This is a genomic window from Rhodopseudomonas sp. RCAM05734, from assembly GCF_052658035.1.
The window spans coordinates 3,270,133-3,295,096 of sequence record NZ_CP199742.1 but is presented as its reverse complement, the minus strand read 5'-3'; the positions used below and the strand labels follow the sequence as shown (position 1 = coordinate 3,295,096).

24 protein-coding genes are annotated in these 24,964 nt (G+C 65.0%); 7 read left to right on the top strand and 17 right to left on the bottom strand.

The window, feature by feature from the left end; all coding sequences use genetic code 11:
* Positions 1 to 38 precede the first annotated feature (38 nt).
* The 3 genes from ACUXVA_RS15540 to ACUXVA_RS15530 form a co-directional block, all read right to left on the bottom strand.
* Positions 39 to 1,040, bottom strand: coding sequence for a TRAP transporter substrate-binding protein (locus ACUXVA_RS15540; RefSeq protein ID WP_265079499.1), 1,002 nt, complete (start codon positions 1,038 to 1,040; stop codon positions 39 to 41).
* 366 nt (positions 1,041 to 1,406) lie between these two features.
* Positions 1,407 to 2,969 carry a 2-isopropylmalate synthase gene (locus ACUXVA_RS15535; RefSeq protein WP_265079500.1) on the bottom strand — a complete coding sequence of 521 codons (1,563 nt, stop codon included), beginning with the start codon at positions 2,967 to 2,969 and terminating at the stop codon, positions 1,407 to 1,409.
* A gap of 102 nt (positions 2,970 to 3,071) precedes the next feature.
* Positions 3,072 to 3,197 (bottom strand): hypothetical protein, encoded by a 126-nt coding sequence (locus ACUXVA_RS15530; protein ID WP_265079501.1) that lies wholly within the window; start codon positions 3,195 to 3,197, stop codon positions 3,072 to 3,074.
* Positions 3,198 to 3,525: 328 nt separating this feature from the next.
* On the opposite strand from ACUXVA_RS15530, the gene ACUXVA_RS15525 reads away from it, so the two are divergent.
* Entirely contained in the window at positions 3,526 to 4,422 is an 897-nt protein-coding gene (locus ACUXVA_RS15525; RefSeq protein WP_265079502.1) for a dihydrodipicolinate synthase family protein, read from the top strand.
* Positions 4,423 to 4,428: 6 nt separating this feature from the next.
* On the opposite strand, the gene ACUXVA_RS15520 is transcribed toward ACUXVA_RS15525, so the two are convergent.
* From ACUXVA_RS15520 to ACUXVA_RS15510, 3 genes are all read right to left on the bottom strand, one after another.
* The gene (locus tag ACUXVA_RS15520) at positions 4,429 to 5,397 is read right to left on the bottom strand and encodes a polyphosphate kinase 2 family protein (RefSeq protein WP_265079503.1); all 969 of its coding nucleotides are present in this window, start codon (positions 5,395 to 5,397) and stop codon (positions 4,429 to 4,431) included.
* Positions 5,398 to 5,467: 70 nt separating this feature from the next.
* Positions 5,468 to 6,172, bottom strand: coding sequence for an NUDIX hydrolase (locus ACUXVA_RS15515; RefSeq protein WP_265079504.1), 705 nt, complete (start codon positions 6,170 to 6,172; stop codon positions 5,468 to 5,470).
* Between the two features lie 9 nt (positions 6,173 to 6,181).
* Positions 6,182 to 7,210: an ABC transporter substrate-binding protein gene (locus ACUXVA_RS15510; RefSeq protein WP_265083780.1), complete on the bottom strand. Its 1,029-nt coding sequence runs from the start codon at positions 7,208 to 7,210 to the stop codon at positions 6,182 to 6,184.
* Between the two features lie 139 nt (positions 7,211 to 7,349).
* Here ACUXVA_RS15510 and ACUXVA_RS15505 point away from each other — a divergent pair, with 139 nt between their 5' ends.
* The gene (locus tag ACUXVA_RS15505) at positions 7,350 to 7,799 is read left to right on the top strand and encodes a cupin domain-containing protein (protein ID WP_265079505.1); all 450 of its coding nucleotides are present in this window, start codon (positions 7,350 to 7,352) and stop codon (positions 7,797 to 7,799) included.
* An 85-nt stretch (positions 7,800 to 7,884) separates the two neighbouring features.
* On the opposite strand, the gene ACUXVA_RS15500 is transcribed toward ACUXVA_RS15505, so the two are convergent.
* Complete coding sequence (locus ACUXVA_RS15500; RefSeq protein WP_445493127.1) at positions 7,885 to 8,853, bottom strand: DMT family transporter; 969 nt, start codon at positions 8,851 to 8,853, stop codon at positions 7,885 to 7,887.
* A 141-nt stretch (positions 8,854 to 8,994) separates the two neighbouring features.
* On the opposite strand from ACUXVA_RS15500, the gene ACUXVA_RS15495 reads away from it, so the two are divergent.
* Positions 8,995 to 9,582: a TetR/AcrR family transcriptional regulator gene (locus tag ACUXVA_RS15495; protein ID WP_445493125.1), complete on the top strand. Its 588-nt coding sequence runs from the start codon at positions 8,995 to 8,997 to the stop codon at positions 9,580 to 9,582.
* Here ACUXVA_RS15495 and ACUXVA_RS15490 read toward each other — a convergent pair.
* Together ACUXVA_RS15490 and ACUXVA_RS15485 are read right to left on the bottom strand one after the other, a co-directional pair.
* Positions 9,579 to 10,367 carry an ABC transporter permease gene (locus tag ACUXVA_RS15490; RefSeq protein WP_445493123.1) on the bottom strand — a complete coding sequence of 263 codons (789 nt, stop codon included), beginning with the start codon at positions 10,365 to 10,367 and terminating at the stop codon, positions 9,579 to 9,581. The two genes, ACUXVA_RS15495 and ACUXVA_RS15490, sit on opposite strands and share 4 nt — an antisense overlap.
* Entirely contained in the window at positions 10,364 to 11,182 is an 819-nt protein-coding gene (locus ACUXVA_RS15485; RefSeq protein WP_445493302.1) for an ABC transporter ATP-binding protein, read from the bottom strand. Before ACUXVA_RS15485 ends, ACUXVA_RS15490 begins: the two co-directional genes overlap by 4 nt.
* A 296-nt stretch (positions 11,183 to 11,478) precedes the next feature.
* On the opposite strand from ACUXVA_RS15485, the gene ACUXVA_RS15480 reads away from it, so the two are divergent.
* Both ACUXVA_RS15480 and ACUXVA_RS15475 read left to right on the top strand, forming a co-directional pair.
* Positions 11,479 to 12,258 carry an ATP-binding cassette domain-containing protein gene (locus tag ACUXVA_RS15480; RefSeq protein WP_445493121.1) on the top strand — a complete coding sequence of 260 codons (780 nt, stop codon included), beginning with the start codon at positions 11,479 to 11,481 and terminating at the stop codon, positions 12,256 to 12,258.
* Positions 12,255 to 13,814, top strand: a complete 1,560-nt coding sequence (locus ACUXVA_RS15475; protein WP_265079510.1) for an ABC transporter permease/substrate-binding protein — start codon at positions 12,255 to 12,257, stop codon at positions 13,812 to 13,814. The genes ACUXVA_RS15480 and ACUXVA_RS15475 overlap by 4 nt, the downstream gene beginning before the upstream one ends.
* A gap of 240 nt (positions 13,815 to 14,054) precedes the next feature.
* On the opposite strand, the gene ACUXVA_RS15470 is transcribed toward ACUXVA_RS15475, so the two are convergent.
* Positions 14,055 to 15,758, bottom strand: a complete 1,704-nt coding sequence (locus ACUXVA_RS15470; protein WP_265083781.1) for a sulfatase-like hydrolase/transferase — start codon at positions 15,756 to 15,758, stop codon at positions 14,055 to 14,057.
* Positions 15,759 to 15,908: 150 nt separating this feature from the next.
* The gene (locus ACUXVA_RS15465) at positions 15,909 to 16,637 is read right to left on the bottom strand and encodes a TetR/AcrR family transcriptional regulator (protein ID WP_445493118.1); all 729 of its coding nucleotides are present in this window, start codon (positions 16,635 to 16,637) and stop codon (positions 15,909 to 15,911) included.
* A 114-nt stretch (positions 16,638 to 16,751) separates the two neighbouring features.
* On the opposite strand from ACUXVA_RS15465, the gene ACUXVA_RS15460 reads away from it, so the two are divergent.
* Positions 16,752 to 17,399, top strand: coding sequence for a hypothetical protein (locus ACUXVA_RS15460; RefSeq protein ID WP_445493116.1), 648 nt, complete (start codon positions 16,752 to 16,754; stop codon positions 17,397 to 17,399).
* Here ACUXVA_RS15460 and ACUXVA_RS15455 read toward each other — a convergent pair.
* A complete protein-coding gene (locus tag ACUXVA_RS15455; RefSeq protein ID WP_265079514.1) occupies positions 17,396 to 18,253 on the bottom strand; it encodes an SDR family NAD(P)-dependent oxidoreductase in 858 nt (285 codons plus the stop codon). The two genes, ACUXVA_RS15460 and ACUXVA_RS15455, sit on opposite strands and share 4 nt — an antisense overlap.
* 559 nt (positions 18,254 to 18,812) lie before the next feature.
* Between ACUXVA_RS15455 and ACUXVA_RS15450 the strand changes: the two genes are divergently transcribed.
* Positions 18,813 to 19,559: a sulfite exporter TauE/SafE family protein gene (locus ACUXVA_RS15450; RefSeq protein ID WP_445493114.1), complete on the top strand. Its 747-nt coding sequence runs from the start codon at positions 18,813 to 18,815 to the stop codon at positions 19,557 to 19,559.
* A gap of 3 nt (positions 19,560 to 19,562) precedes the next feature.
* On the opposite strand, the gene ilvC is transcribed toward ACUXVA_RS15450, so the two are convergent.
* The 5 genes from ilvC to ACUXVA_RS15425 all read right to left on the bottom strand — a co-directional run bounded on the left by ilvC (position 19,563) and on the right by ACUXVA_RS15425 (position 24,741).
* The gene (ilvC, locus tag ACUXVA_RS15445; protein WP_265079515.1) at positions 19,563 to 20,582 is read right to left on the bottom strand and encodes a ketol-acid reductoisomerase; all 1,020 of its coding nucleotides are present in this window, start codon (positions 20,580 to 20,582) and stop codon (positions 19,563 to 19,565) included.
* 152 nt (positions 20,583 to 20,734) lie between these two features.
* A complete protein-coding gene (locus ACUXVA_RS15440) occupies positions 20,735 to 21,337 on the bottom strand; it encodes a LysE family translocator (RefSeq protein WP_265083782.1) in 603 nt (200 codons plus the stop codon).
* 5 nt (positions 21,338 to 21,342) lie between these two features.
* The gene (locus ACUXVA_RS15435; protein WP_445493111.1) at positions 21,343 to 22,215 is read right to left on the bottom strand and encodes an EamA family transporter; all 873 of its coding nucleotides are present in this window, start codon (positions 22,213 to 22,215) and stop codon (positions 21,343 to 21,345) included.
* A 22-nt stretch (positions 22,216 to 22,237) separates the two neighbouring features.
* Complete coding sequence (ilvN, locus tag ACUXVA_RS15430) at positions 22,238 to 22,780, bottom strand: acetolactate synthase small subunit (RefSeq protein WP_445493109.1); 543 nt, start codon at positions 22,778 to 22,780, stop codon at positions 22,238 to 22,240.
* 173 nt (positions 22,781 to 22,953) lie between these two features.
* Positions 22,954 to 24,741 (bottom strand): acetolactate synthase 3 large subunit, encoded by a 1,788-nt coding sequence (locus ACUXVA_RS15425; RefSeq protein ID WP_445493107.1) that lies wholly within the window; start codon positions 24,739 to 24,741, stop codon positions 22,954 to 22,956.
* Positions 24,742 to 24,964: the final 223 nt, after the last annotated feature.

The window sequence follows — 24,964 nt, the reverse complement described above, 5'->3', positions numbered from 1 at the left end:
CAAGAGCAGCGCGCTGCGCAGCATCCGGGGAACGGCCCTCAGTTCGTGGTGCCGCGGGTTTCCTTGAGGAATTCCTCGATCAGCGGCTTGCCGACGCGGCCGGCGACGTCGTTGTAGACCGGCTCCACGGCCTTGCGCATGGCCGCGTCCTGCTCCGGCGTCAGCGTCACCAGTTCGGTCTTGCCGGACTTCTTCATCTCGGCCAGCGCGTCGTCGTTTTCCTTGGCCGACTGGCCGTTGCCATAGGCGGTGGCTTCCTTCATCGCCTTCTCGAGCTGGGCTCGGGTATCGGCGGGGATGCCGTCCCAGAACTTCTTGTTCACCACCACCACGTAGCCGATGTAGCCGTGATTGGTCAGCATGGTGTACTTCTGCACCTCGTGCATCTTCTGGGTGTACATGTTGGAGGCCGTGTTTTCCTGGCCATCGACCACGCCGGTCTGCAGCGCCTGGTACACTTCCGAGAACGCCATCACCTGCGGGATCGCGCCGAGCGCGCGGAACTGGGCTTCCAGCACCTTGGACGACTGGATGCGGAACTTCATGCCGCGATAGTCGGCCGGCGCCAGCAGCTTCTTGTTGGCGCTCATCTGCTTGAAGCCGTTGTCCCAATAGGCCAGGCCCGTCATGCCCTTGGCATCCAGCAGCTTGAGCAGCCGCGCGCCGAGCGGGCCGTCGGTGACCTTGCGCAGGGTGGCGAGGTCCGGAAGGATGTAGGGCAGATCGAACACCTCGAATTCCTTGATGCCGATCGGGCCGAACTTGGAATTCGAGGGCGCCAGCATCTGCACGGCACCGAGCTGCAGCGCCTCGAGCTCTTCCTTGTCCTTGTAGAGCTGGGAGTTCGGATAGACCTCGACCTTGACCTTGCCGTCGGTGTATTTCTCGGCGAGTTCCTTGAATTTTTCCGCCGCCAGGCCCTTCGGCGTGTTCGGCGCCACCACGTGGCTGAACTTGATGACGATCGGCGCCTGCGCCGCAGCCGGTGCAATCAATGCGAGCGCCGCGACCGACGCCGCTGCCAGGATCAACTTGCGCATGTTTCTCTCCCAATGACGTAGCGGGACTCATTGAACGGTCCCACGCTTGTATGCCAGTTGCAGCAATACAGAGAAGCGACCGCAAATGCCATTGCCCGTTCGCAGGGGTCCGCGCAAATTCTTGCTGCAACGCAAAACGCGGCGCCGGGGCGCCGCGTTTTCGATCTTCTCAAAAATTTCCCGAAATGTATGACTTCACCTCTCCCCGCATGCGGGGAGAGGTCGGAGCCGAGCGTGAGCGAGGCTTCGGGTGAGGGGGAGCCGGAGAGGCTCTCGGACTCCCCTCACCCGACTCGAATGCACTTCGCGCCTTCGCGTTGACCTCTCCCCGCAAGCGGGGAGAGGTCAAGCAAGAGTCGCCTCAGCTCACTCCGCCGCCGTGACCTGCGGCATGTCGCGCTGGTGCTTCATGACGATCTTGTTCAGCGCACCAAGATAGGCCTTGGCCGACGCCACCAGCGTATCGGGATCGGCAGCGCGCGCGGTCATCGAGCGGCCCTCGTGGGCCAGCCGCACCGAGACTTCTGCCTGCGCGTCGGTGCCCTGGGTGACGGCATGAACCTGGTACAGCTCCAGCTTGGCCTCGTGCGGCACCAGCGCCTTGATGCAGTTGAACACCGCGTCCACCGGACCGTTGCCCTCGGCTTCCTCGATCTTGATCACGCCATCGATGTTCAGTTTCATCGTGGCGCGCTGCGGGCCATGGGTGCCGGCGATCACCGTCAGCGACGCCAGCTTGATGCGGTCGTGCGCGGCGGTCATTTCCTGGTCGACCAGCGCTTCCAGATCCTCGTCGTAGATGTCCTTCTTGCGGTCGGCCAGCGCCTTGAAGCGGATGAAGGCGTCTTCCAGCTGGTTGGCGCCGAGCTTGTGGCCCATCTCCTCCAGCTTGTGGATGAAGGCATGGCGGCCGGAATGCTTGCCCATCACCAGCGAGGTCTGCTTCACGCCCACCGTCTCCGGCAGCATGATCTCGTAGGTCTGGGCGTTCTTCAGCATGCCGTCCTGATGGATGCCGCTCTCATGGGCGAAGGCGTTGCGGCCGACGATGGCCTTGTTGTACTGCACCGGGAACGAGGTCGCCGCCGAGACCACCTTCGACGCACGTGTCAGCATGGTGGTGTCGATCTTGTTCCAGTAGGGCAGCTTGTCATTGCGCACCCGCATGGCCATCACGACTTCTTCCAGCGCGGCGTTGCCGGCGCGCTCGCCGATGCCGTTGATGGTGCATTCGATCTGCCGCGCGCCGCCGCGGATGCCGGCCATGGAGTTGGCGACGGCCATGCCGAGGTCGTTGTGGCAATGCACCGAGAACACCGCCTTGTCAGAATTCGGCACGTTCTCGCGCACCCGCTTGAACAGGTCGTAATATTCCTCCGGCACCGAATAGCCGACGGTGTCGGGAATGTTGATGGTGGTGGCGCCGGCCTTGATGGCGGATTCGACGCAGCGGCACAGGAAATCGAATTCGGTGCGGGTGCCGTCTTCGGACGACCACTCCACGTCGTCGGTGTGGTTGCGCGCGCGCGTCACCGACGAGATCACCAGGTCGTGGACCGCATCGGGCTCCATCTGCAGCTTGAACTTCATGTGCACCGGCGAGGTGGACAGGAAGGAATGGATACGGCCGCGCTTGGCCGGCTTGATCGCCTCGGCGCAGCGGTCGATGTCCTTGGCGCCGGCGCGCGACAATCCGCAGATCACCGAGTTCTTGCTGCGTTTGGCGATTTCGTGGACCGCCTCGAAGTCGCCGTCGGAGGCGATCGGGAAGCCGGCCTCGATGACGTCGACGCCCATGTCGTCCAGCATCGCAGCGATGTCGAGCTTTTCCTCGAAGGTCATGGTGGCGCCGGGGCACTGCTCGCCGTCGCGCAGGGTGGTGTCGAAAATGATGACGCGGTCCTTGTCGGACACTGTGGTGCTGGTCATGGAGAAAATCCTTTGGTCGGGGCGCCGCTGTCAGGGCGCTGAAGGGAGCTGGTTGATCTCACGGTCCCCTGAGTGCCCAGGCCAAAAAGGCCCAGACGGCGCTCAGGGGCAGATAAGAAGAAGCAGCCCGCCGAGAAGGGTGGACAGCAGCGCAGCCGGAATCGCTTCGGCACCAGCGGCAATCGCCACCGTCCCGTGAACTCCAACATTTTCGCTGCGAATCAGCATTGCCACACCTTCAGACCGCATCCTCGACCCAAACCATTGAGAGTTCGTTGCCGATTGCGCGTCTGATGCCGTTGTAAACGCAAAATGTGGCAGGCCGCAACGGGTAAAGAAGGGCAGGAAGACTGACCTTTCTTCACCCTCCCCTGCAGGGGGAGGGTCGATCGGCAGGCGCGGAGCGCGTGCTGATCGGGGTGGGGTGGCGGCGCGGAGGTTCGGCAATGAGACCCACATCTGCAGTGTCACCCCACCCCGGTATGCGTCATGCTGCGCATGCCGCACACCGACCCTCCCCCTCCAGGAGAGGGTAAGCCACATCGCGAGGACATCCATGACCAGCTTCTTGAAAGGCCTGTCGGCCTTCCCGATCACCCCGGCCGATGCCAGCGGCAAGGTCGATCTTTCGGCACTCGCGCGGCTGCTGGCACCGCTGGTCGCGGCCAAGGTCGATTCCATCGGGCTGCTCGGCTCGACCGGCACCTACCCGTTCCTGTCCCGCGCCGAGCGCCGCCGCGCGACGGATGCGGCGCTGGAAGAAATCAACGGCACTATCCCGGTGCTGGTCGGCATCGGCGCGCTGCGCACCGACGAGGCCATTGCGCTGGCGCAGGACGCCAAGGCCGCTGGCGCCTCCGCCGGGCTGCTGGCGGCGGTGTCCTACACGCCGCTCACCGAGACGGAAGTATATGAACATTTCTCCGCCGTCGCCGCCGCGAGCGGCCTGCCGATCGTGATCTACGACAATTTCGGCACCACGCATTTCCGATTCACGCCGGAACTGATCGGCCGCATCGCGCGCATTCCCCACGTTGTGTCGGTGAAAGCCACGGCCCCGACGCCCGATCTCGTCGCCGATAACCTGAAGCAATTGCGCGCTGCCGTGCCGTCAGGTTTCTCGGTCGGCTATGCCGGCGATTGGAACGCGACCGAAGCGCTGATCGCGGGCGGCGACGCCTGGTACAGCGTCGCCGCGGGCCTGTTTCCCGGGCCGTGTCTGGCCATCGTGCGCGCCGCGCAGGCCGGCGATGCCGCCGAAGCCCGCCGGCTCAATGCCGCCATGCAGCCGCTGTGGGAGCTGTTCAAGGAATTCTCCAGCCTGCGTGCAATGTATGCAGCAGCCGATATCATCGGCATCAGCGATGCACCGCCGCCGCGCCCGATCCTGCCGCTGCCGGACACGGCGAAGCGCAAGATTGCGCAGACGCTCGAAGCTTTGGAACTGAGCTGAATCCGCTCAGGTCTTCAATTTCGTCGACGCCTTGTCCGCCAGCGCTTTCTTCATCTCGGAACGGGCGCTGGTGCCACGCTTGCTCTCGTTTTGCAGCGCCGCACGAACGACCTTGAATTCCTCCTGCGACGCCTTGTCGACCTTTGGAAAGTGCAGATCGAGCTTCTCCAACGCGGCGACGATGGCCGAACTGATCACCAGCCGGCTGAACCATTTGTGGTCCGCGGGCACCACGATCCAGGGCGCCGCCGGGCTCGACGTATGGCGGATCATGTCCTGATAGGCCGCCTGGTACTTGTCCCACAGCGCGCGTTCGGCGACGTCGGCCATGGAGAACTTCCAGTTCTTCGACGGCTCGTCGAGACGATCGAGGAAGCGCTTGCGCTGCTCTTCTTTCGACACGTTGAGAAAGAACTTCAGCACCACGGTGCCGTTGCGGGCGAGGTAGCGCTCGAACGCCGAAATGTCCTCGAAGCGTTCGCGCCAGATGTTCTTTGTAACCAGCGACGGCGGGATCTTCTGCTTCGCCAGGATTTCGGGATGCACCCGGACCACCAGGCACTCCTCGTAATAGGAGCGGTTGAAGATGCCGATACGCCCGCGCTGCGGGAGGTCGATGGTGTGTCGCCACATGAAATCATGGTCGAGTTCGTTGCTCGACGGCTGCTTGAAGGAGGTCACCTCGCAGCCCTGCGGATTGATCCCTTCGAACACCGCCTCGATGGCGCTGTCCTTGCCGGCGGCATCCATGCCCTGGAAGATCAGCAGCAGCGACCAACGGTCCTGCGCGTAGAGTTTTTCCTGCAACTCGCGCATCCGGCCGCGGTTGGCCGCCAGCAATTTCTGCGCTTCGTCCTTGCTGAGATCCCCCTTCTCGCCAGGCTTATGCGCCTTGAGGTGAAACTCCTTCGCTCCGTCGATGCGGAATGGATCGACATAGGCCTTCAACGAGGCTTTGGACGTCTTGTCGTTCATGGTCGATGGAACTCCCGGCTGCTGGGTGCAACGCTACCGCGCGCGGCAGCGCCGCGCCAGATGGCCTGCGTCAGGCCGCCGCCCATTGGGCTGCGAGAAACGCGGTGACGAAGGCCGGCATGGTCGATCTGAAATCGTCGACGCCGCGTACCAGATGGATGGCGCAGAGTTCGGGCATCTCCTGCCGCGCCAGTTCGGCCTGCAGCCGCGCCTGCAAGGCGTCGCCGGTCATGTCCACGTCGAGCAGGCGCATCATCGCCACCGAAAACGGCGTCACGACGCAGTCCCAGTGGTCGCCCTGACGGTAGTCGGCCACGGTCAGGCCGATCTCCTCTTCAACTTCGCGGACCACGCTGCCGGCGATATCGACCACCTTGCCCTTGAGATCGCTGAGGTCCGGCGTGCCGGACGCAAAATAGATCCTGCCGGCATTGGAGGTATGCGCGCCCATTTCGCCGAGCACAAAGGCGCCGTCGCGGCTGCGCACCGCGCCCATGCCGAAACCGTTGAATACGTCGCGATCGGGAAAGCCCCAATCGCGCCAGGCGAGAAAGCTGGCGAAATCGGTTTCGAAACAATCGGCGCTGAAGCAGTCCGGAGTGAAGCGCGCGTTGCGCCCGAGCAACACGCGACCATTGAACATCTGCGGCTTCTCGGCCTGCTTCAGCGCAAAGTGCGTATCGATCTCGGCGCGCCGGTCATGGGCGAATGGCCAGGACCAGTCGCCGCGGGTCAGGTCGAGCGTCCCGACCCGGTGGATGACCGGCGCGGTCATCGCAGGCGTCTACTTGGCATTGGTCCCCGACGTCTTGCCGGCCTGGTCGACATATTTGTTGGTCCAGGTCTTGCTCACATCGATGTTCGCCTTGGCGATCTCCGGCGAACTCTCGCTGAAAACGGCGAGCACGGCGGCCGCGCCCTTCGGATCCATCTTGCCATCCAGCGAATACATCGGAATCGTGTTCTTCAACGCGGCAAGATACAGCGCCTTGTCCTTGCCGACGATGCCTTCGGGCATCTTGGCCATGATCTCTTCCGCCGAATGGCTATGGATCCAGGTCAGCGTATTGACGATAGCATTGGTCAGCGCCTGCACTTCCTTGTCGTGCCCGGCAACCCAGGCGGCGGTGCTATACAGCGCGCCGCCGGGATAGTCGCCGCCGAACACGTCCAGCGTATCCTTCTGCGTGCGCGTGTCGCTGAGGATCCGCAGGTCGGCGTGCGTCCCCTGCAGCACGGTGACCGCGGGATCGAGCATCACCGCGGCATCGATCTGGCCCTGCTCCATGGCCGCCACCGCGGTGGCGCCGAGGCCGACGCCGATCACCGCCACGCCCGACGAGTCGACGCCGTTCTTCTTCATCAGATATTTGAGGAAGAAGTCGGTCGACGAGCCCGGCGCGCTGACGCCGATCTTCTTGCCGGCGAGATCCTGGATCGACTTGATCTCGGTCGTGTGCTTCGGCGACACCACCAGCACCAGGCCGGGATAGCGGTCATAGACCACGAAGGACTGCAGGTCCTGCTTCTTGGCGGCGAGATTGACGCAATGGTCGAAATAGCCGGACACCACGTCGGCGCTGCCGCCGAGCACCGCCTTCAATGCATCCGAGCCGCCCTTGAGATCGACCAATTCGACAGCGAGGCCCGCCTTCTCGAATTCGCCAAGCTGCTTGGCCAGCACGGTGGGCAGGTAGCACAGGCAGGCGCCGCCGCCGATGGCGATCGTCACCTTGGTCTGCGCCGCCGCGGAACCGCACATCAACGCAATCGCCAGCAGCGGCGCGGCCAGCCGGCCGAAAATGGTCTTCATGGTATCCTCCAGAATTTTGTTGCGGACAGGATAGAGCAGTGCGCCGACCTTGGAAAGCGCACTGGCCAGCGAAGGTTCGGCGACATAGCATCCGCGCACTGCGCGCAACACGACGCAGGCATCAAAGAGGGGAAACACCATGAAGCGAATCGTTGCCATCTTGTCCATCGGCGCGGCCTTTGCAGCCGGCGTTGCCGTCGATCAACTGGTGCTGCCGGCCTTTGCTGCCGAGAACATCACGGCGCAGGTCATCCACGTCCCCGAAATGACAGGCGATGCGCTTGGCCCCGCCTCGCCGACGGGCTTCCGCTCCAAGACGTTTATGGCTGCGGACGGCGCCACTATCTCGATCCAGGACGGCAACGTGCCCAAGCACATGCATCCCAACACCAACGAGATCCAGTACATCCTCGAAGGCACCGGCACGATCTGGCTCGGCGACAAGGAAGTGACGGTCAAGGCCGGCGACCTGGTGATAATCCCCAAGGGCACCGCCCATGCCGGCACCAAGCCCGACGGCCGCCCCTTCAAGTCGATCGCCATCAAGACGCCGCCGCAGGCGCCGGATGACACCAAGATGCTGAATTGAGCAATTGCCCGGGAGGCCTTTGCGGCGGCCCGGGCAATCCGCTTATGCGGTGTTCGGCGACGTATGGAAATAGAAGCGGATCATGTCAGTTCTCGCTTTGAATGGCGCTGCGCGAAGATGACGGGTCGGCCGGTGCCGGACGCGCGGCCATGAACACGCCGGCCGCGATGACAACGACGGCAATGCCCCCTAACCACGACGGGATTTCGCCGAGCACCGGGACCGCCAGTGTCGTGACGATCACCGGCAGCAAGGCAATGATCGCGGTGGCCGCGGCTGCTCCCAGCAGGGTCACGGCCCTGTTGAAGGCAATAGTCGCCACGACGCTCATCAGCACGCCCTGATAGATGAGTTGGAACGCCAGTTCAGGCAGCGACGCGCTCCCAAGTCGCGACAGGCCGAACCACAGATAGAGCGGTACGTAAATCACCGCCGACCAGAAGCAGATCAGTGCGCCGGCCTGCAGCGACGTCAGACCGCTGCTGCGAAACAGCAAGGTGTAGATCGCCCAGGTCAGCCCGGCGCCGACCAGCAACGCGATTCCATAGGGATCGGGCCAACCGTGAATGCGGGCATTGCCGATCACCAAGGCGGCCAGCCCGATCACGATCACCAGATAGCCGGTCAATCGCCAACGGCCCGGCGCCTCCCGCAGCGCCGGCCATGCCAGCAATCCGGCAAACACCGGCATCAGCGCCGGTGATATCGCCGACGCCTGGGCCGCCGATGTCAGTTGCAGGCCGAGCCCGACGAGGAACACAAACGGCGCGCCCCACAGCACGGCGAACAGCAGGCCTTCCCGCCATGCGCCCCGCGGCAACGCAGCCTTTCGACCGACCAGAAACGGCAGCAGCAGCACGCCGCCGATTCCGAACCGCAGCGCCATGATGTCCCAGATCCGCAGTTCATGGGTCACGCTGAACCGCGTCACCACGAACCACCCGGAGAAGATGCACACCGACAATGCAGCCCACAGAAATCCTGCGAAGCGCCGCCGGCTTTCGGAGACGACGGGGCGCTCCGGCGGCGCTGCCGGTAGGACGTCGATACTCATGCCGCGACCCGCTCCAGCGGAAACACCGGCCCCTTTTCCGCGCCTCGAATGCCCCGCAATTGCGTTTTAGATCGACTGTTATATAATGCAAGCGTCCGCTGCGGCGTGGCTGATATGATGCCGGTGCAGGTGAGGTTGGGGATGGCGAGACCACGGGAGTTTGACGAAGCTGACGTGCTCGACGCGGCGATCCAGTGTTTCTGGACGCGTGGCTACGAGGCCACCTCGGTGCGCGAACTGGCCGGATCGATGGGACTGACGGGCGCCAGCCTCTACAACGCCTTCGGCGACAAGCGCGCGCTGTATCGCAAGTCGCTCGATCGCTATGTCGCGCAGAGTTTTGGCGACCGCGTCGCGCGATTTGAGCATCATCTGCCGCCCAGGCAGGCAATCGCCGCGTTCTTCGAGGAGATCATCACCCGATCGCTGGACGACCGCAAACGCAAGGGCTGCATGCTGGTCAATTCGGCCATCGAGATCGCGCCGCACGACCGGACGCTGGGGCGTGAGATTGCCGGCGTGCTGGTGCGGATCGAGCAGTTCTTCCTGCGTTGCGCCCGCGCCGGTCAGGCCGACGGCACCGTCACCCAGTCGCAGACTGCCGAGGATCTGGCGAGGCTGCTGCTCAGCACCCTGCTCGGCATACGCGTTCTGGCGAGGGCACGGCCGGACCCGGAGTTGTTGCGCGGCATCTTGCGGCCGGTGTCCGCGATCCTCGACCAGCCCTAGCCGCGGCCCTCCGCAGCATCCGGCTTCCACACCAGCAGGCGCTTTTCCACCACCGTCACCCCGAGATCGATCAGGATGACGAAAGCCGACAGCACGAACATGCCGGCAAACACGCCGGCGACGTCGAACACCCCCTCGGCCTGCTGGATCAGGTAGCCGAGGCCGGCAGCGGAGCCGAGATACTCGCCGACGACAGCGCCGACCACGGCAAATCCGACCGACGTATGCAGTGACGAGAACATCCACGACAGCGCCGACGGCCAGAACACATGCTTCATCGGCTGCCGCTCGCTCATGCCAAGCATGCGGCCGTTGTTGAGAACGGTGGTGCTGACTTCCTTGACGCCCTGATAGACATTGAAGAACACGATGAAGAACACCAGCGTGACCCCGAGCGCCACCTTGGACCAGATGCCGAGCCCGAGCCACAGCGCGAAGATCGGCGCCAGTACCACGCGTGGCAGCGCATTGGCCATCTTCACATAGGGATCGAAGATGGCGGCGACCCGAGGCTGGCGCGCGAACCAGAAGCCTACCAGCACGCCCAGCGTCGAGCCGATCACGAACGCCAGCATCGATTCCAGCAGCGTGATGCCGAGATGCTTCCAGATCACGCCGGAGGCGAACCAGGCGACGATCTGGTTGAAGACATCCACCGGGTTGGAAAAGAAGAACGGCGGCAGCAGCACGCGACCGAACACCGGCACGCTGGTCAGCAATTGCCACAGGCCGAAGAACACCACAGCGACGAGAAGCTGGCATAGCAGCAGCATCGAACGGCTCATGACAAGGCTCCCGCCGATTGCGCGTAGCCCTTCATCACTTCGTCCTTCAGCACGTTCCAGATTTCGCGATGCAGGGCGTGAAAGTCGTGCTGCAGCCGCACTTCGAAGATGTCGCGCGGCCGCGGTAGCGCCACGCGCCAGTCCCCGATGATCCGCGAGGCCGGCCCCGCCGACATGATGACGACGCGGTCGGCCAGCGCGATCGCTTCTTCCAGATCGTGGGTGACGAACAGCACCGCCTTGCGATCCCTGTTCCACAGGTCCAGCAGCAGGTTGCCCATGATCTGCCGGGTCTGCGCGTCGAGCGGCCCGAACGGCTCGTCCATCAGCAGGATCTTGGGATTGCGGATCAGCACCTGCGCCAGGCCGACGCGCTTGCGCTGGCCGCCGGACATCATGTGCGGATAGCGATTGCCGAAGGCACCGAGCCCGACCGAGGTGAGCCATGCCTGCGCGCGTTCCAGCGCCTCCGCGCGCGCCACGCCGGAAATCTCGAGGCCGATGGCGACATTGTCGAGCGCGGTCTTCCAGGGGAACAGCGCGTCGGCCTGGAACAGGTAGCCGGCCTGCGGATTGAGGCCGCTGAGCGGCCGATCGAAGATGCGCACACTTCCCCCGGCGGGCTTCAGCAGCCCCGCCGCGACGTTCAGCAGTGTGGATTTGCCGCAGCCGGTGGGCCCGACGATGGCGACGAATTCGCCGTCGGCAACGGACAGCGTCGCCTTGTCGACGGCCGTATAGACGCGCGCATCGGCCAGACCGAACGCTACCGTGGCATTGTCCAGCGCAACCGCCGGTGTTGTTGCGGCTGCCAGTGCCTGCACGTGCGTTCCCCGATTTATGTTTCGTCCGATGGCTTAGCCGCGCAGGGCGGAGATTTCAACGGGCTGCGGCCCGGGTTGGTCGGTTGAAAGGGCTATGTTAGCCTTGCGACCGGGCAGCGTTCGTTCCGACCTCTCTATGGGTCGTCCCCGCGAAGGCGGGGATCCATAGCCTCCGGAGTTACAATTTTGCGCTGTGGGTACGACCAATATCCAATTTCACGGACGGCGGTTATGGGTCCCCGCCCCGCGCGCGCCGTTGGCGCGCTTGGCGGGGACGACAGCCGAGTATGACGCCCCTCATCAGCTTCACCGCCTTGGAAAAAAGCTTCGACGGCGGGCGCATCAAGGCCGTCGACAACGTCACGCTGGATGTCGCCGAGGGCGAGTTCCTGGCGATCGTCGGCGGCTCCGGCTCCGGCAAGACCACCCTGCTCCGGCTGGCCAACCGGCTGATCGACGCCGACCGCGGCCGCGTCACCGTTGCCGGAGAAGACGTCACATCCGTCGATCCGATCAGCCTGCGTCGCCGCATCGGCTACGTGTTCCAGAGCGGCGGGCTGTTTCCGCATATGAGCGTCGCCGGCAATATCGGCATCACGCCAAGACTGCTGGGTACGCCCGCCGACGCGATCGCCGCACGCGTCGACGAACTGCTCGATCTGATGCGCCTCGACCGCGCGCAACATCGCGACCGCTTCCCGCATGAACTGTCCGGCGGCCAGCGTCAGCGCGTCGGCGTCGCCCGCGCGCTCGCCGCACGCCCACGGATCGTGCTGATGGACGAACCCTTTGGCGCGCTCGATCCGCTGACCCGCGACGCGCTGGGCGATGACTATCGCGCGCTGCACGACAAGCTCGGCCTCACCACCGTCATGATCACCCATGACATGACCGAGGCGATCCTGCTCGCTGACCGCGTCGCGGTGATGCGCAGCGGCAAGCTGCTGGCCGAAGGCACGCCAGCCGATCTCTCCGGCAGCACCGACGCTTACGTCGGCGAGCTGATGCGCACGCCGCGCCGCCAGGCCGAACGGTTGGCGGCGCTGCTCGGAACGGGCGCCGCATGAGCCTGTTCACCGATCCACGCTGGAGCGAGGCGCTCGGCCATCTGCCAGACTATCTCGGCAACCACGTCCGCGTCAGCGTCACCGCGCTGGCGCTCGGCCTCCTCGTCAGCCTGCCGCTGGCGATCATCGCGCGCCACCGGCCATTTTTGCGCGGCGCCCTGCTCGGCGTCGCCAGTGTGGTGCAGACGGTGCCGGGGCTGGCGCTGCTGGCGCTATTCTATCCACTGCTGCTGGCGCTGGCGGCGCTCTCGCTGCAATGGTTCGGAGCCGGCTTCTCGGCGTTCGGCTTCCTGCCCTCGGTACTGGCGCTGGCGCTGTATTCGATGCTGCCGGTGCTGCGCAACACCATCACCGGGCTCGACGGCGTCGATCCCGCCCTGACCGAAGCCGCTGAGGGCGTCGGCATGACGCCGCGCCAATCGCTGTTCATGGTCGAACTGCCGCTGGCGTTGCCGGTGATGATGGCCGGCATCCGCACCTCCGCGGTGTGGGTGATCGGCACCGCGACTTTGTCGACGCCGATCGGCCAGACCAGCCTCGGCAACTACATCTTTGCCGGACTCCAGACGCAGAACTGGGTGTTCGTGCTGTTCGGCTGCTTCGCCGCGGCCTTGCTGGCGCTGGCCGTCGATCAACTGCTGTCGCTGATCGAGACCGGCATCAGGCTGCGCAGCCGCGTCCGCGCGGCGCTCGGCACCATCGGTATCGCAGCCCTCGTGGCCGCCACACTGGCGCCTGCACTGGGCCGCGCCCAATCCACCTACATTGTCGGCGCCAAGACCTTCACCGAGCAATATGTGCTGGGCGCGCTGATGGCGCAGCGGCTGCAGGCCGCCGGGCTCTCCTCGGGCACGCGGCAGGGCCTCGGCTCCAACGTGATCTATGACGCGCTGGCCTCAAACGACATCGACGTCTACGTCGACTATTCCGGCACGCTATGGGCCAACCAGTTTCACCGCACCGAGATTCTGCCGCGCGACAAACTGCTCGCCGAGCTGAAGGCCACGCTGGCAAAGAGCAACATCACTTTGCTCGGCGAACTCGGCTTCGCCAATGCCTATGCGCTGGTGATGCCGCGCAGCAAGGCCGAGACGCTGGGCATCAGGACCGTCGCCGATCTCGCCGCGCGGTCATCGGCCATGACCATCGCCGGCGACTATGAATTCTTCTCGCGGCCGGAATGGGCGGGATTGCAGAAGGCCTACGGTTTGGCGTTCCGGGCGCAGCGAACCATGCAGCCCGATTTCATGTATGCGGCCGTTGCCTCCGGCGAGGTCGACGCCATCGCTGGCTACACCAGCGACGGGCTGATCGCCAAATACGATCTGGTGGTGCTCGACGATCCCAAGGCCGCGATCCCGCCCTATGACGCGATCCTGCTGCTGTCGCCGAAACGCGCCGGCGATGAACGATTGAAGGCCGCGCTGCAGCCGCTGCTCGGCCGCATCGACATCGCCACCATGCGCGAAGCCAATCTGCGCGCGGCGGGCGGTGATGGCGCCAGTTCGCCGGAAGCAGTGGCAAGGTGGCTGTGGGAGAAGGTGGGAAAGAAGTAGCGCGCTTCAAACTCTGTACGAGCGGCTCCATCGTCCCCTCTCCCACAAGCAAAGCGAAGCTTTGCGCAGGCGGGAGAGGGTGGACCGGACGAAGTCCGGGCCGGGAGAGGGCCGCTTGCGATGGAGCGCAGTGCCCGCCCCCTCTCCCGGCTCGAACCCGCTTCGCGTGTTCAAGCCACCCTCTCCCGCCTTCGCGCAGCTTCGCTGCGCGCGGGGGCGAAGGGAAGAAAGAGCGGCGACCTACAAATTCTTGATCATCCCGGCGTCGATCAGCAAGCGGTTGAAGCGCCGCGCCTCGGCGCCGTCGCGGCACGCATAGAACATGCCGCCACAGCGCAACATGATCTTCTTCTGCTCTTCGAACGACGGATCGAGCGGGATGCCGGCGGCTTCCTGGATCACCAGCGGCAGATAGGGACCGTCGACGGTGTCCATGGCGGTCGGGCTCTTCACCGGCTCGAAATTCACGGCGTCGATGGCGTAGTAGGTCGCGTAGTAGCGCGGATCGTAGGCCATCAGCTTCTTGCCCACGCCGGCCTCGTCGAGCTTGGGGTCCAGCACATGCGGCGAGAATTCCGGCTGGTGGTCGCCGTAGCGCACGATCAGGAACGGCTGCGCCGGAAACTGCTTCTTCAGCCGCGTGATGAAGGCGCCGTAATTGTCCGCGCTCATGGCCTGGCGGCGCAGATATTCATCCACCACCGGCTCGTTGCCGGGCGCGCGCCAGCCCGGCGTCAGGTCCGGCCGAAACTTCGTCTCCCACGGAAAGTGATTGGCGGCGAGATAGACGAACATGAATTGCGGCGTCGCCGGATCCTGCTGCGCCAGCTTCTGCACCGCCTTGTCGTAGAAGAAGCTGTCGGGCTCCACCGCCTTGGCGCCGAGATCGTCGGCATCGAAGAAATTCTGCATGCCGGTGGTGAGCTGGAAATTGCGCGCGCTCATGAAGCCGCCGATCGCCGGATACAGCGCCGTGGTGTTGTAGCCGCAGCGGCGCAGCGCCAGCGGCAGGCCGCGCTCGACGCGCCCCGATGCGATCCGCGTGACGAAATAGGAGAAGCGGCCGAACGACCGCGCCGACAGGCCGGCCAGCACGTTGTACTCGGTGTACCAACTCGGTCCGCCATTGCTCTCGGCAAGGAACTTGCGCGCCTTGCCGTCGAACGACTTGAAGTGATTGCCGTAGCCGGCCGGGGTCTTCACCTCGGCCGCGTCGCGAATGTCGAACGACGACTCGTCATGGATCATGATGATGTGCGGCCGCCGCGCCGCGGGATGGCAGGCATCCACCAGCGGCATTTTCAGCCGGTCGGTGGCGACGGCGTCGGATTCCATGAAACCGTAACTGACGAAGTCGGACACCGCAGTGACGCCGGAGCGGGCGAACTTCGAGAGATAGCCATCGTCGTAATAACCGCGCCAGGCTTCGTCGGGCCAGACGAAGGCATAGCCGACCATGGCGGCCAGGCAGGTCAGCATCGCCGCCACCGCCGGCAGCCGGCGGATGCGGAACGGATCCAGCCACCACAGCGCATACATCAGCGGCAGGGTCAGTGCCGCCGCCCCGATGGCCGACCAGCGCAGGTTCGGGAAGATGGTGAACAGGAAGGCCGCGGTGTCGCGGTCGATCACCATCAGGTCGACGAAGTTGGCGGTCATCTGCACCACGTCGTGCTTCAGCCGCGACAGCAGCACCAGGATGACCACCAGCGTCAGCGACAGCGCGCCGGACAGCGCCGGGCGGCGCAGCAGCGCGATCCAGAAGAAGTTGAGGATGCCCCAGCCCAGCACGAAGCCGAGCCGCGAGCCGAGATCGGTCTCGGTCTGGAACATGACCAGCATCGCGCCGAGATGCGGCACTGCCACGGCAAGCGGGCGCCACACCCCCATAGAGGCGGCGGCGGCTGTGGTCGTGGAGGGCACTGGATTGAGCGGAGCCGCCATGGCGGGACGCAACACCACCGGCGAGGCGGCCTCGGCTGGCGGCGGCCAGAAGGCGAACGGCGCAGCCGGACACTGCGACGTGTCATAAAAATGTAATGGAATAGACATGAACAGGCAATGAACTTGGGCACCCCGGGACTCCCCGGATAATTATTGCGGAATGGGCCCGCCCGCCGCCTCCCGCTTGGCGATGCCATCGATGAACACCGCGAGAATGGCCTCCGCCATCGCCCCGGCTTCGGCCTCGGCGATGCCCCAGCGCGGAAAATGACCATCGATATTCATGCGGGCGAAACCGTACACCATGGCCCGACCGGCGATCTCGATCGCCCGCAGATCGGCGTCGCGAAGCTGGCCCTGCCCCGCCGCCTCCGCCAGCAGACGGCCGGTCATGCCGACCAGTTCGCCGTTGTCGGCGCTGACCTCCGCAGATTGGTCGTGGGTGAAATACTTGCCGCTGGAGATGACCTCGAAGTGCGCGGGATTTTGGATCGCCCAACGCAGGTAAGCCAGGCCGAGGGCACGAAACCGCGCCAGCGGATCGGTGGTGGGGGTATCGGCGATCGCCTCCGCGAGTTCTGCGCGGAACAGCCGCTGCGCCTCCTCGGCGACGGCCGTCATCAAGGCATTGCGGGTGGGGAAGTGGCGGAACGGCGCGCCCGGCGACACCCCCGAGCGGCGGGCGGCCTCGCGCACGCTCACCGCGTCGGGGCCCCCCTCCTCGACCAGCCGCAACGCCGCCTCGATCAGCACGCGCCGGAGGTCGCCGTGGTGATAGGCCTTCGGTGACAGGACGGCAGGCTCCGCCGCGCGGCGGGGCTTGGCGGGCGCCTTTCGCACGGCCGGCTTGCGCGACGCTGGCTTCGCATTCTTGATCATGCCAGTTTCTACCATCACCTGAACGTGAATGTAAGCACTGCATACACAATTGACGACGACGCCCCACCGATATGTAACTGCCGATTACATTGGTTCCGCAACGAGGAGTCTGCCATGGCCGAGCGTCGTCACAACTGGGTTGAGGGATGGCGGCTGGTCAGCCTGCTGGCGCTGGTACTCGCCGGCCTCAGCCTGTGGATCGGCGCCATGCAGCAGTTCGAGGTCGAGGGCGTCCGGATGGTGGTCCGGTTCACCGCACGCAGCTCGCTGCTGCTGTTCTGTCTGGCCTTTGCTACCTCATCCCTGGCGCGGCTGTGGCCGGCGGCGGGCACGCACTGGCTGCGACGCAATCGGCGCTATATCGGGGTGAGTTTCGCCATCTCGCACGGCATTCACGCCGTTGCGATCATCTGCTTCGCGGTCATGGCGCCGCCCCTGTTCATGGAGGCCACCTCGCCGGCCTCGTTGATTTTCGGCAGCATCGGCTACGCTTTCATCATCGCCATGACGATCACGTCTTTCGACCGGACCGCGACGATTCTGGGTCCACGCGCCTGGCGCATCCTGCACACATCCGGCATCTACTATCTCTGGGTCCAGTTCATGATCAGCTTCGGCATGCGCGTTCCGCAAATGCCGAACTACGTCTGGTTCCTGCTGCCGCTGCTAGCGGTGATGACACTGAGGATTGCCGCGACTCTGCAATCGCGGCGCCTGCGCGTTCCCAACGATACGGCAGCTGCAAGCCGCACGTCCGACTAGCCCTCAGCCCGGGGAAGCAGTCCCAGCCGCTTGGCGATGATGCCGTCGAGCAGCCGCTTCGGCAGGATCCGCATCATCAGCATGCGGAACGGCTCCGGCGAGATCTGGGTGCGCACGGGCGGCTTCGGCAGCGTCAGCGCGTCGTACACAAGCGTGGCGATGGTCTCGGCAGGCAGGCCAGTGGCCGCCAGCGTCTTCATGGCGCCGCGCAGCCGCTCCAGCACGGGGAGGAACGGCGATTTTGCCCAGCGGGCCATGTCGATGTCCTCGGCCTTGTCCCAGATCGGCGTCTTCACCGCCCCGGGCGCGATGACAATGACGTCGATGCCGAACAGCATGAATTCCCGGCGCAGGCTTTCCGACAGGCCCTCCAGCGCGTGTTTCGAGGTGCTGTAGGGCGACATCAGCGGATTGCCGTTGGTGCCGGCCACCGAACTGATCATTACGATGCGGCCGCGCGGCCCGGTCAGGGCGGGATCGGCGCCGAGCAGCGGCGCGAACGCCTTGGTTGATATCACCGGGCCCATCACATTGACCTCGATCTGGCGGCGGAAGTCGGCCACCGGCAGTTCGAGCAAGGGGCCGGACACCGCGATGCCGGCATTGTTGACGAGGCCGGCTAGCGTCGTGCCCTCCAGTTCGGCGCGCACCACGGCGGCGGCGGCATTCACCGCCGCCTCGTCGGTGACATCGAACAGCAGCGGCACGAAATTGGCGCCGAACTCGGCCTGCAGCCGCGCGGCATCGGTCGGCTTGCGGACGCTGCCGAACACCCGAAACCCGCGTTCGATGAGCAGCTTCGCGCTGGCATGGCCGATGCCGGTGGAAGCGCCGGTGATGACGACAGATCGCATGGGTCCCCGCTATGTCGCTTGCCGGGCAACACGCCCTGCCCCGTATTCTGCCGTGGTCCGCAGCCGCTGCACAAGCCACGCATCGGCACCGGGTCGCTGCCTGCCTCTGGATTGATCCAGATCAAAGCCCGCAGATAGCCCAACTCTATTGAAGCGACATGGCAACGCTTCATTCCATGCATGGTCCCGACAGGTGGCTTCCCGTCTCCATTGCTCCCGTGGGACTGCCGGTGGAAGTGTCGGTCATCGACGACAGTGGAGTTCGGACCCTGGTCGTGGCCTGCCGCTGGAACGGCGAGGCTTGGACCGGCGTATCGACCCGGAAGAGACTGGACATCGCGCCCACCCATTGGCGGCCATGGTCGGACGACCGGTCGCGCCGGAATCTGGCGATATCGCGGATCTGGATCAAATACGGCTTCCGGTCCGGCCGTTCCTGACCGGGCGGCGCCCGCTTTGTCGCCCCGGCCGGTGCAGCCCCATGCTTCGTCCGCGGCCGAAGCATCCCGGCAGCCCGCCCCCTATTAAGGGTCTCCAAATCGCATCGGGAGACCCCGCCATGACCTTCGACATCAGCATCTGGATCATCTGCGGCGCCGTGTTGCTCCTCGCCGGCTTCGTCAAGGGCGTGATCGGACTTGGATTGCCGACGATCTCGGTCGGGCTGCTCGGCCTCATCATGACGCCGTTGCAGGCCGCAGCGTTGCTGGTGATCCCGAACCTCGTCACCAACATCTGGCAGCTGGCCATCGGCGAGCCGGTGATGGCCCTGGTCAGGCGTCTGTGGCCGACGCTCGCCGGCATTGTGCTGGGAACGCTGTTCGGCGCGCTGGCACTGCCCGCCGGGACCTCGCGCTGGGCCGTCATCGCGCTCGGCATCATCCTGGCGGTCTATGCGCTGATCGGCCTGTCGGCCGTGCACCTGCAGGTGTCGCCTGTCGCGGAGCGCTGGGCCGGCCCCCTGGTCGGCGTGCTGACCGGGCTGGTCACGGTGGGCACCGGCGTCTTCGTGGTCCCCGCAGTGCCCTATCTGCAGGCCCTCGGTCTGTCGCGCGCCATGCTGGTGCAGGCGCTGGGCCTGTCGTTCCTGACCTCGACCATCGCGCTGGCGCCGGCGATCGCCGCCACCGGCGACATGTCGCCCGAGATAGCAGGCGCATCGCTGATCGCTTTGGCGCCCGCGCTCGGCGGCATGTTTCTCGGCCAGGCGTTGCGCAACAAAATAGGCCCGGCAGTGTTCCGCCGGGCCTTCTTTGGTGGGCTCTTGCTGCTCGGTTGCTATCTGGCGACCAAGCCGTTGCTGTAAATCTTAGTTCTTGGTCTTGTCGACCAGAGCGCCCTTCTTGATCCAGGGCATCATGTCGCGCAGCTTGGCGCCGACTTCCTCGATCTGGTGGCTGGCCATCTTGGCGCGGGTCGCCTTGAACGAGGTCTGGTTGACCTTGTTCTCGAGCATCCAGTCGCGGGCGAACTTGCCGGCCTGGATGTCCTCGAGCACGCGCTTCATCTCGGCCTTGGTCTCCGAGGTGACGATGCGCGGGCCGGTGACGTATTCGCCGTATTCCGCGGTGTTGGAGATCGAGTAGTTCATGTTGGCGATGCCGCCTTCATAGATCAGGTCGACGATCAGCTTCACTTCGTGCAGGCACTCGAAGTACGCCATCTCCGGCGCGTAGCCGGCTTCCACCAGCGTTTCGAAGCCGCCTTTGATCAGTTCGACCAGGCCGCCGCACAGAACCACCTGCTCGCCGAACAGGTCGGTCTCGCATTCCTCCTTGAACGAGGTCTCGATGATGCCCGCACGACCGCCGCCGATGGCGGAAGCGTAGGACAGGCCAAGGTCATGGGCGTTGCCCGAGGCATCCTTGTGGATCGCGATCAGGCAGGGCACGCCGCCGCCGCGCTGATATTCCGAACGCACGGTGTGGCCCGGGCCCTTCGGCGCGATCATCAGCACGTCGAGATCGGCGCGCGGATCGAGCAGGTTGAAGTGCACGTTGAGACCGTGGGCGAACACCAGCGCCGCGCCGTTCTTCATGTTGTCGTGCATGTGCTCGCGATAGATGTCGCCCTGCAATTCGTCGGGGGTCAGCATCATCATGATGTCGGCCCACTTGGCGGCCTCGGCGACTTCCATCACCTTGAAGCCGGCGGCCTCGGCCTTCTGCGCCGAGGTCGAGCCCTTGCGCAGCGCGATCGCCACGTCCTTGACGCCGGAATCCTTCAGGTTCAGCGCGTGGGCGTGGCCCTGGCTGCCGTAGCCGACGATGCAGACCTTCTTGCCCTTGATCAGGTTCAGGTCGGCGTCGCGATCGTAATAAACTCGCATGGGTCGTTCCTTTATTCGGCAACTATCTGTCGCGTTGCCTGCTCGAAGCGGTCAGAGGCCGAACGGCCGCTGACCATGAATTGCCGCCGGTTTCTAGGGCGACGAAAGCCGCGAGACAAGCCCGCGACGGTGATTTGTGCGATGTATCCGGCTCATGGCTCGTGCAGCACCGGATACAGCGAGGCCAGCAGCAGCACGGCCATGGTGACGTTGAAGACGCGCACGGCGGCGGGCGATTTTACCAGCGATTGCAGCGCAGTGCCGGCCAGCGCCCAGCTCACCGTGGAGCCGAGGCCGAGCAGCAGCGACAGCGCCACCTGCACCACCACGTTCCACGGATAGCGGGCAATTGCCGCATAGGCGGTGATGGTGCCGATCGCCATCACCCAGCCCTTGATGTTGATCCATTGAAACAGCGCCGCGCCGAAGAACGTCATCGGCCGGCGCTGCTCGACCGCGCCGGGATCGGGCGGGCCGGCCATTCCTATCGCAACTGCGAGATAGACCAGATAGGCCGCGCCGGCATATTTCAGCACCGTCTGTAGCCATGGGTAAGTGGTGAACACCGCGCCAAGTCCGAGCCCGGTGACCGCGATCATGAAGGCGAAGCCGAAGGTCACGCCGGCCATGTGCGGCAGCGTACGGCGGAAGCCGAAATTCAAGCCCGACGCCAGCAGCATGATGTTGTTCGGGCCCGGCGTGAAGAACATCACGGCGGCGAACACCACGAAGGCGATCAGCAATGGCTGGGACACGGCCATTAGCTCACTTCCACGAGAACCGGCGGCCGCGGCGACAGCAGCATCACCGCGATGCCGCACACCACGACGATCATGCCGGCCAGCCGCAACGGACCGAACTGCTCGCCGAACACCAGCGCCGACGCGCCGGCGCCGACGAACGGCACCAGCAGCGCGAACGGCACCACCTGCGCCGCGGAGTAGTCGTGCAACAGCCGGCCCCAGATCCAGTAGCCCAGCGTGCTGCCGATCACCGCCAGCGCCAGCACGCAGGCGGCACCGCCGAGCGAGATATGCGTCAGGGCCAGCCAGGTGACGCGCGGACCGTCGACGAACAGCAGCACGGTCAACAGCGGCGCCAGCCCCGCGAGGCCGATCCAGGCGAACAGGTCGAGCATCGGCACGCCGCGGGCGCGGCGCAGCAGCAGATTGGACAGGGCGAAGCTGAGCGGCGCGGTCATCAGCACCGCGAAGGCGAACACGCTGAAATCGTAACCGACGGTGAAACAGATCAGCAGCAGGCCGCAACTTGCGATGCCGATGCCGGCCACCTGCCAGCGCGTCGGCAGTTCGCGCAGGAACAGCGCGGCGAGGGCCACCGTGAACAGCGCCTGGCTCTGCACGATCACCGCGGTCAGCCCGGCCGGCACGCCGTGGGCGATGCCATAGGTCTGCGCCAGGAACTGGCTCACCAGGAGCCAGCTGATCGCCACCACCGGCTGCCACGACATCCGGGGCCGCGGCAGCACCAGGCACGGCAGCGCGGTGATGGCAAAGCGCAACACGGTCAGCAACGTCGACGACATCTCGTCGAGCGCCAGCCGTGTCAGCACGAAGCCAACACCCCAGATCACGGCCACCAGGGTGGCGAGGGCGATGTCCAGCGGTTTCATGATGTTGCTGTTGGGCCGAGTGTCACATCCCCTCGGGGCCGCGGCCGATGGCGGCGACGCCGGTGCGGGCCACCTCGACCAGGCCGAGCGGCCGCATCAGATCGATGAACTGGGTGATCTTCTGCGAATTGCCGGTGATCTCGAACACAAAGCTCTCGATGGTCGCGTCGATCACCCGGGCGCGAAACGCTTCCGCCAGCCGCAGCGCCTCGACGCGGTGATCGCCGGTGCCGCGCAACTTGACCATCGCCAGTTCGCGCTCGATTGAGCGGCCCGAGGTGGTCATGTCGACCACGCGGTAGACCGGGATCATGCGGTCGAGCTGGTGCTTGATCTGCTGGATCACCATCGGCGTGCCCGTGGTGACGATGGTGATGCGCGAGACGTGCTTCTGGCTCTCTGTCTCCGAGACCGTAAGGCTCTCGATGTTGTAGCCGCGGCCGGAGAACAGGCCGATGACCCGCGCCAGCACTCCGGGTTCGTTCTGCACCAGCACGGACAGCGTGTGGGTCTCGTTGGGGTCTTGGCGCTCTTCCATGAAGTAGGCGGAGGCGGGCTGTTCCATTGTCGTCCTCGTCGATCTCAATCAGTTCAACTCATCTCAGTCTCGTCATCCCCGCGAAAGCGGGGATCCAGTAACCGACGCTGCCGATGATAGACACCACCGTCGGAGATTACTGGGTCGCCCGGTCCAGGCGCGCAATTGCGCGCAGGCCGGGCGACGACAGCCGTGGAATATCACACCAGCGCGCCGCCGCCGGCGAAGGCGAGTGCGGTGGCTTCGTCGTTGGCTTCGGCGGGCAACAGCATCTCGTTGTGCGCCTTGCCCGACGGGATCATCGGGAAGCAGTTTTCCAGGTTGGCCACGCGGCAGTCGAACAGCACCGGCTTCTTCACCTTGATCATCTCGTGGATGGCGCCGTCGAGATCGCCCGGCTTGCTGCACTGGAAGCCGACGCCGCCATAGGCCTCCGCCAGCTTGACGAAGTCCGGCAGTGCCTCGGAGTAGGAATGCGACAGCCGGTTGCCGTGCAGCAGCTGCTGCCACTGCCGCACCATGCCCATGTACTGGTTGTTCAGGATGAAGATCTTGATCGGCAGCCGGTGCTGCACCGCCGCCGACATTTCCTGCATGGTCATCTGCACCGAGGCGTCGCCGGCGATATCGATCACCAGCGAATCCGGATGCGCGACCTGCACGCCGAGCGCCGCCGGCAGGCCGTAGCCCATGGTGCCCAACCCGCCGGAGGTCATCCAGCGATGCGGCTCCTCGAAGCCGTAGAACTGCGCCGCCCACATCTGGTGCTGACCGACCTCGGTGGTGATGTAGGTGTCGAGATTCTTGGTCGCCTCGAACAGCCGCTGGATCGCGAACTGCGGCAGGATCACGTCGTTGTTCTTCTTGTAGGCCAGCGAATTGCGCGCCCGCCAGCCGGCGATGTCCTTCCACCACGCCCTGGTGTCCGGCTTCTTCGCCTCGGCCTTGAACACCTGCAGGATGTCGCCCAGCACATTGCCGCAGTCGCCGATGATCGGCACGTCGACGCGGATGTTCTTGTTGATCGACGACGGATCGATGTCGATGTGGATCTTCTTGGAGTTCGGCGAGAACGCATCGGTGCGGCCGGTGATGCGGTCATCGAAGCGCGCACCGACGCACAGCATGACGTCGCAGTCATGCATCGCCATGTTGGCCTCGTAGGTGCCGTGCATGCCGAGCATGCCGAGCCAGTTCGGCCCCGACGCCGGATAGGCGCCGAGCCCCATCAGCGTCGAGGTAATCGGAAAGCCGGTGACCTCCACCAGTTCGCGCAGCAGCTTCGAGGCCGAGAGGCCCGAATTGATCACGCCGCCGCCGGAATAGATCACCGGCCGCTTGGCACCGGCCAGCAGCGCCACCGCCTTGCGGATCTGCGTGGCGTCGCCCTTGACCCGCGGCGAATAGGAGATGTGCACGTCGGACTTGCGCGGCGGGTGATAGGTGCCGGTGGCGAACTGAACGTCCTTGGGCACATCGACCACGACCGGACCTGGCCGGCCGGTGGTGGCGACGTAGAACGCCTCGTGCAGCACCTTGGCGAGGTCCTTGACGTCGCGCACCAGCCAGTTGTGCTTGGTGCAGGGGCGCGTGATGCCGACGGTGTCGCATTCCTGGAACGCGTCGTTGCCGATCAGATGCGTCGGCACCTGCCCGGTGATGCACACCATCGGGATAGAATCCATCAGCGCGTCGGCCAGCGGTGTCACCATGTTGGTGGCGCCCGGCCCCGAGGTCACCAGCACCACGCCCGGCAGGCCGGTGGAACGCGCATAGCCCTCGGCGGCGTGTCCGGCGCCCTGCTCGTGGCGCACCAGGATGTGCTCGACCTCGCTCTGCTGGAAGATCTCGTCATAGATCGGCAGCACCGCACCGCCGGGATAGCCGAAGATGTGCTTGACGCCGTGGTCGGCGAGCGCGCGGACGATCATCGCGGCGCCGGTCATCTGGTTGGGATCGTGAGGCTTGTTATCGCTCGCGGTGGTCATTGGCTGGCTCCGGATGCGCCTTGTGGCGCGGCTTGGCAGATCGTTTTGGCAGATCGTTTCGGAAATAAAAAAGGGCCCCGTGAAGGCCCTCAGCGCACCGTCCGTAGCGGGATGGCCTCAGCCAGCCCCGGCGGTGCGCCTGGCTACGACGAGAATAAGAAGATTGGTAATTTTGTTGCGCATATTGTCGTCACAGCATCCCAAAGGTTGCGCAATACATAGC

What these genes read in the sequence shown, in the direction of transcription:
- ACUXVA_RS15535 (WP_265079500.1), bottom strand. Translation starts at nt 2,969, where the DNA reads ATGACCAGCACCACAGTGTCCGACAAGGACCGCGTCATCATTTTCGAC.
- ACUXVA_RS15500 (WP_445493127.1), bottom strand. Translation starts at nt 8,853, where the DNA reads ATGAGTATCGACGTCCTACCGGCAGCGCCGCCGGAGCGCCCCGTCGTC.
- ACUXVA_RS15495 (WP_445493125.1), top strand. Translation starts at nt 8,995, where the DNA reads ATGGCGAGACCACGGGAGTTTGACGAAGCTGACGTGCTCGACGCGGCG.
- ACUXVA_RS15505 (WP_265079505.1), top strand. Translation starts at nt 7,350, where the DNA reads ATGAAGCGAATCGTTGCCATCTTGTCCATCGGCGCGGCCTTTGCAGCC.
- ACUXVA_RS15490 (WP_445493123.1), bottom strand. Translation starts at nt 10,367, where the DNA reads ATGAGCCGTTCGATGCTGCTGCTATGCCAGCTTCTCGTCGCTGTGGTG.
- ACUXVA_RS15480 (WP_445493121.1), top strand. Translation starts at nt 11,479, where the DNA reads ATGACGCCCCTCATCAGCTTCACCGCCTTGGAAAAAAGCTTCGACGGC.
- ACUXVA_RS15520 (WP_265079503.1), bottom strand. Translation starts at nt 5,397, where the DNA reads ATGAACGACAAGACGTCCAAAGCCTCGTTGAAGGCCTATGTCGATCCA.
- ACUXVA_RS15475 (WP_265079510.1), top strand. Translation starts at nt 12,255, where the DNA reads ATGAGCCTGTTCACCGATCCACGCTGGAGCGAGGCGCTCGGCCATCTG.
- ilvC (WP_265079515.1), bottom strand. Translation starts at nt 20,582, where the DNA reads ATGCGAGTTTATTACGATCGCGACGCCGACCTGAACCTGATCAAGGGC.
- ACUXVA_RS15435 (WP_445493111.1), bottom strand. Translation starts at nt 22,215, where the DNA reads ATGAAACCGCTGGACATCGCCCTCGCCACCCTGGTGGCCGTGATCTGG.
- ACUXVA_RS15530 (WP_265079501.1), bottom strand. Translation starts at nt 3,197, where the DNA reads ATGCTGATTCGCAGCGAAAATGTTGGAGTTCACGGGACGGTGGCGATT.
- ACUXVA_RS15460 (WP_445493116.1), top strand. Translation starts at nt 16,752, where the DNA reads ATGGCCGAGCGTCGTCACAACTGGGTTGAGGGATGGCGGCTGGTCAGC.
- ACUXVA_RS15470 (WP_265083781.1), bottom strand. Translation starts at nt 15,758, where the DNA reads ATGGCGGCTCCGCTCAATCCAGTGCCCTCCACGACCACAGCCGCCGCC.
- ACUXVA_RS15515 (WP_265079504.1), bottom strand. Translation starts at nt 6,172, where the DNA reads ATGACCGCGCCGGTCATCCACCGGGTCGGGACGCTCGACCTGACCCGC.
- ACUXVA_RS15465 (WP_445493118.1), bottom strand. Translation starts at nt 16,637, where the DNA reads ATGATCAAGAATGCGAAGCCAGCGTCGCGCAAGCCGGCCGTGCGAAAG.
- ACUXVA_RS15540 (WP_265079499.1), bottom strand. Translation starts at nt 1,040, where the DNA reads ATGCGCAAGTTGATCCTGGCAGCGGCGTCGGTCGCGGCGCTCGCATTG.
- ACUXVA_RS15525 (WP_265079502.1), top strand. Translation starts at nt 3,526, where the DNA reads ATGACCAGCTTCTTGAAAGGCCTGTCGGCCTTCCCGATCACCCCGGCC.
- ACUXVA_RS15450 (WP_445493114.1), top strand. Translation starts at nt 18,813, where the DNA reads ATGACCTTCGACATCAGCATCTGGATCATCTGCGGCGCCGTGTTGCTC.
- ACUXVA_RS15510 (WP_265083780.1), bottom strand. Translation starts at nt 7,210, where the DNA reads ATGAAGACCATTTTCGGCCGGCTGGCCGCGCCGCTGCTGGCGATTGCG.
- ilvN (WP_445493109.1), bottom strand. Translation starts at nt 22,780, where the DNA reads ATGGAACAGCCCGCCTCCGCCTACTTCATGGAAGAGCGCCAAGACCCC.
- ACUXVA_RS15425 (WP_445493107.1), bottom strand. Translation starts at nt 24,741, where the DNA reads ATGACCACCGCGAGCGATAACAAGCCTCACGATCCCAACCAGATGACC.
- ACUXVA_RS15455 (WP_265079514.1), bottom strand. Translation starts at nt 18,253, where the DNA reads ATGCGATCTGTCGTCATCACCGGCGCTTCCACCGGCATCGGCCATGCC.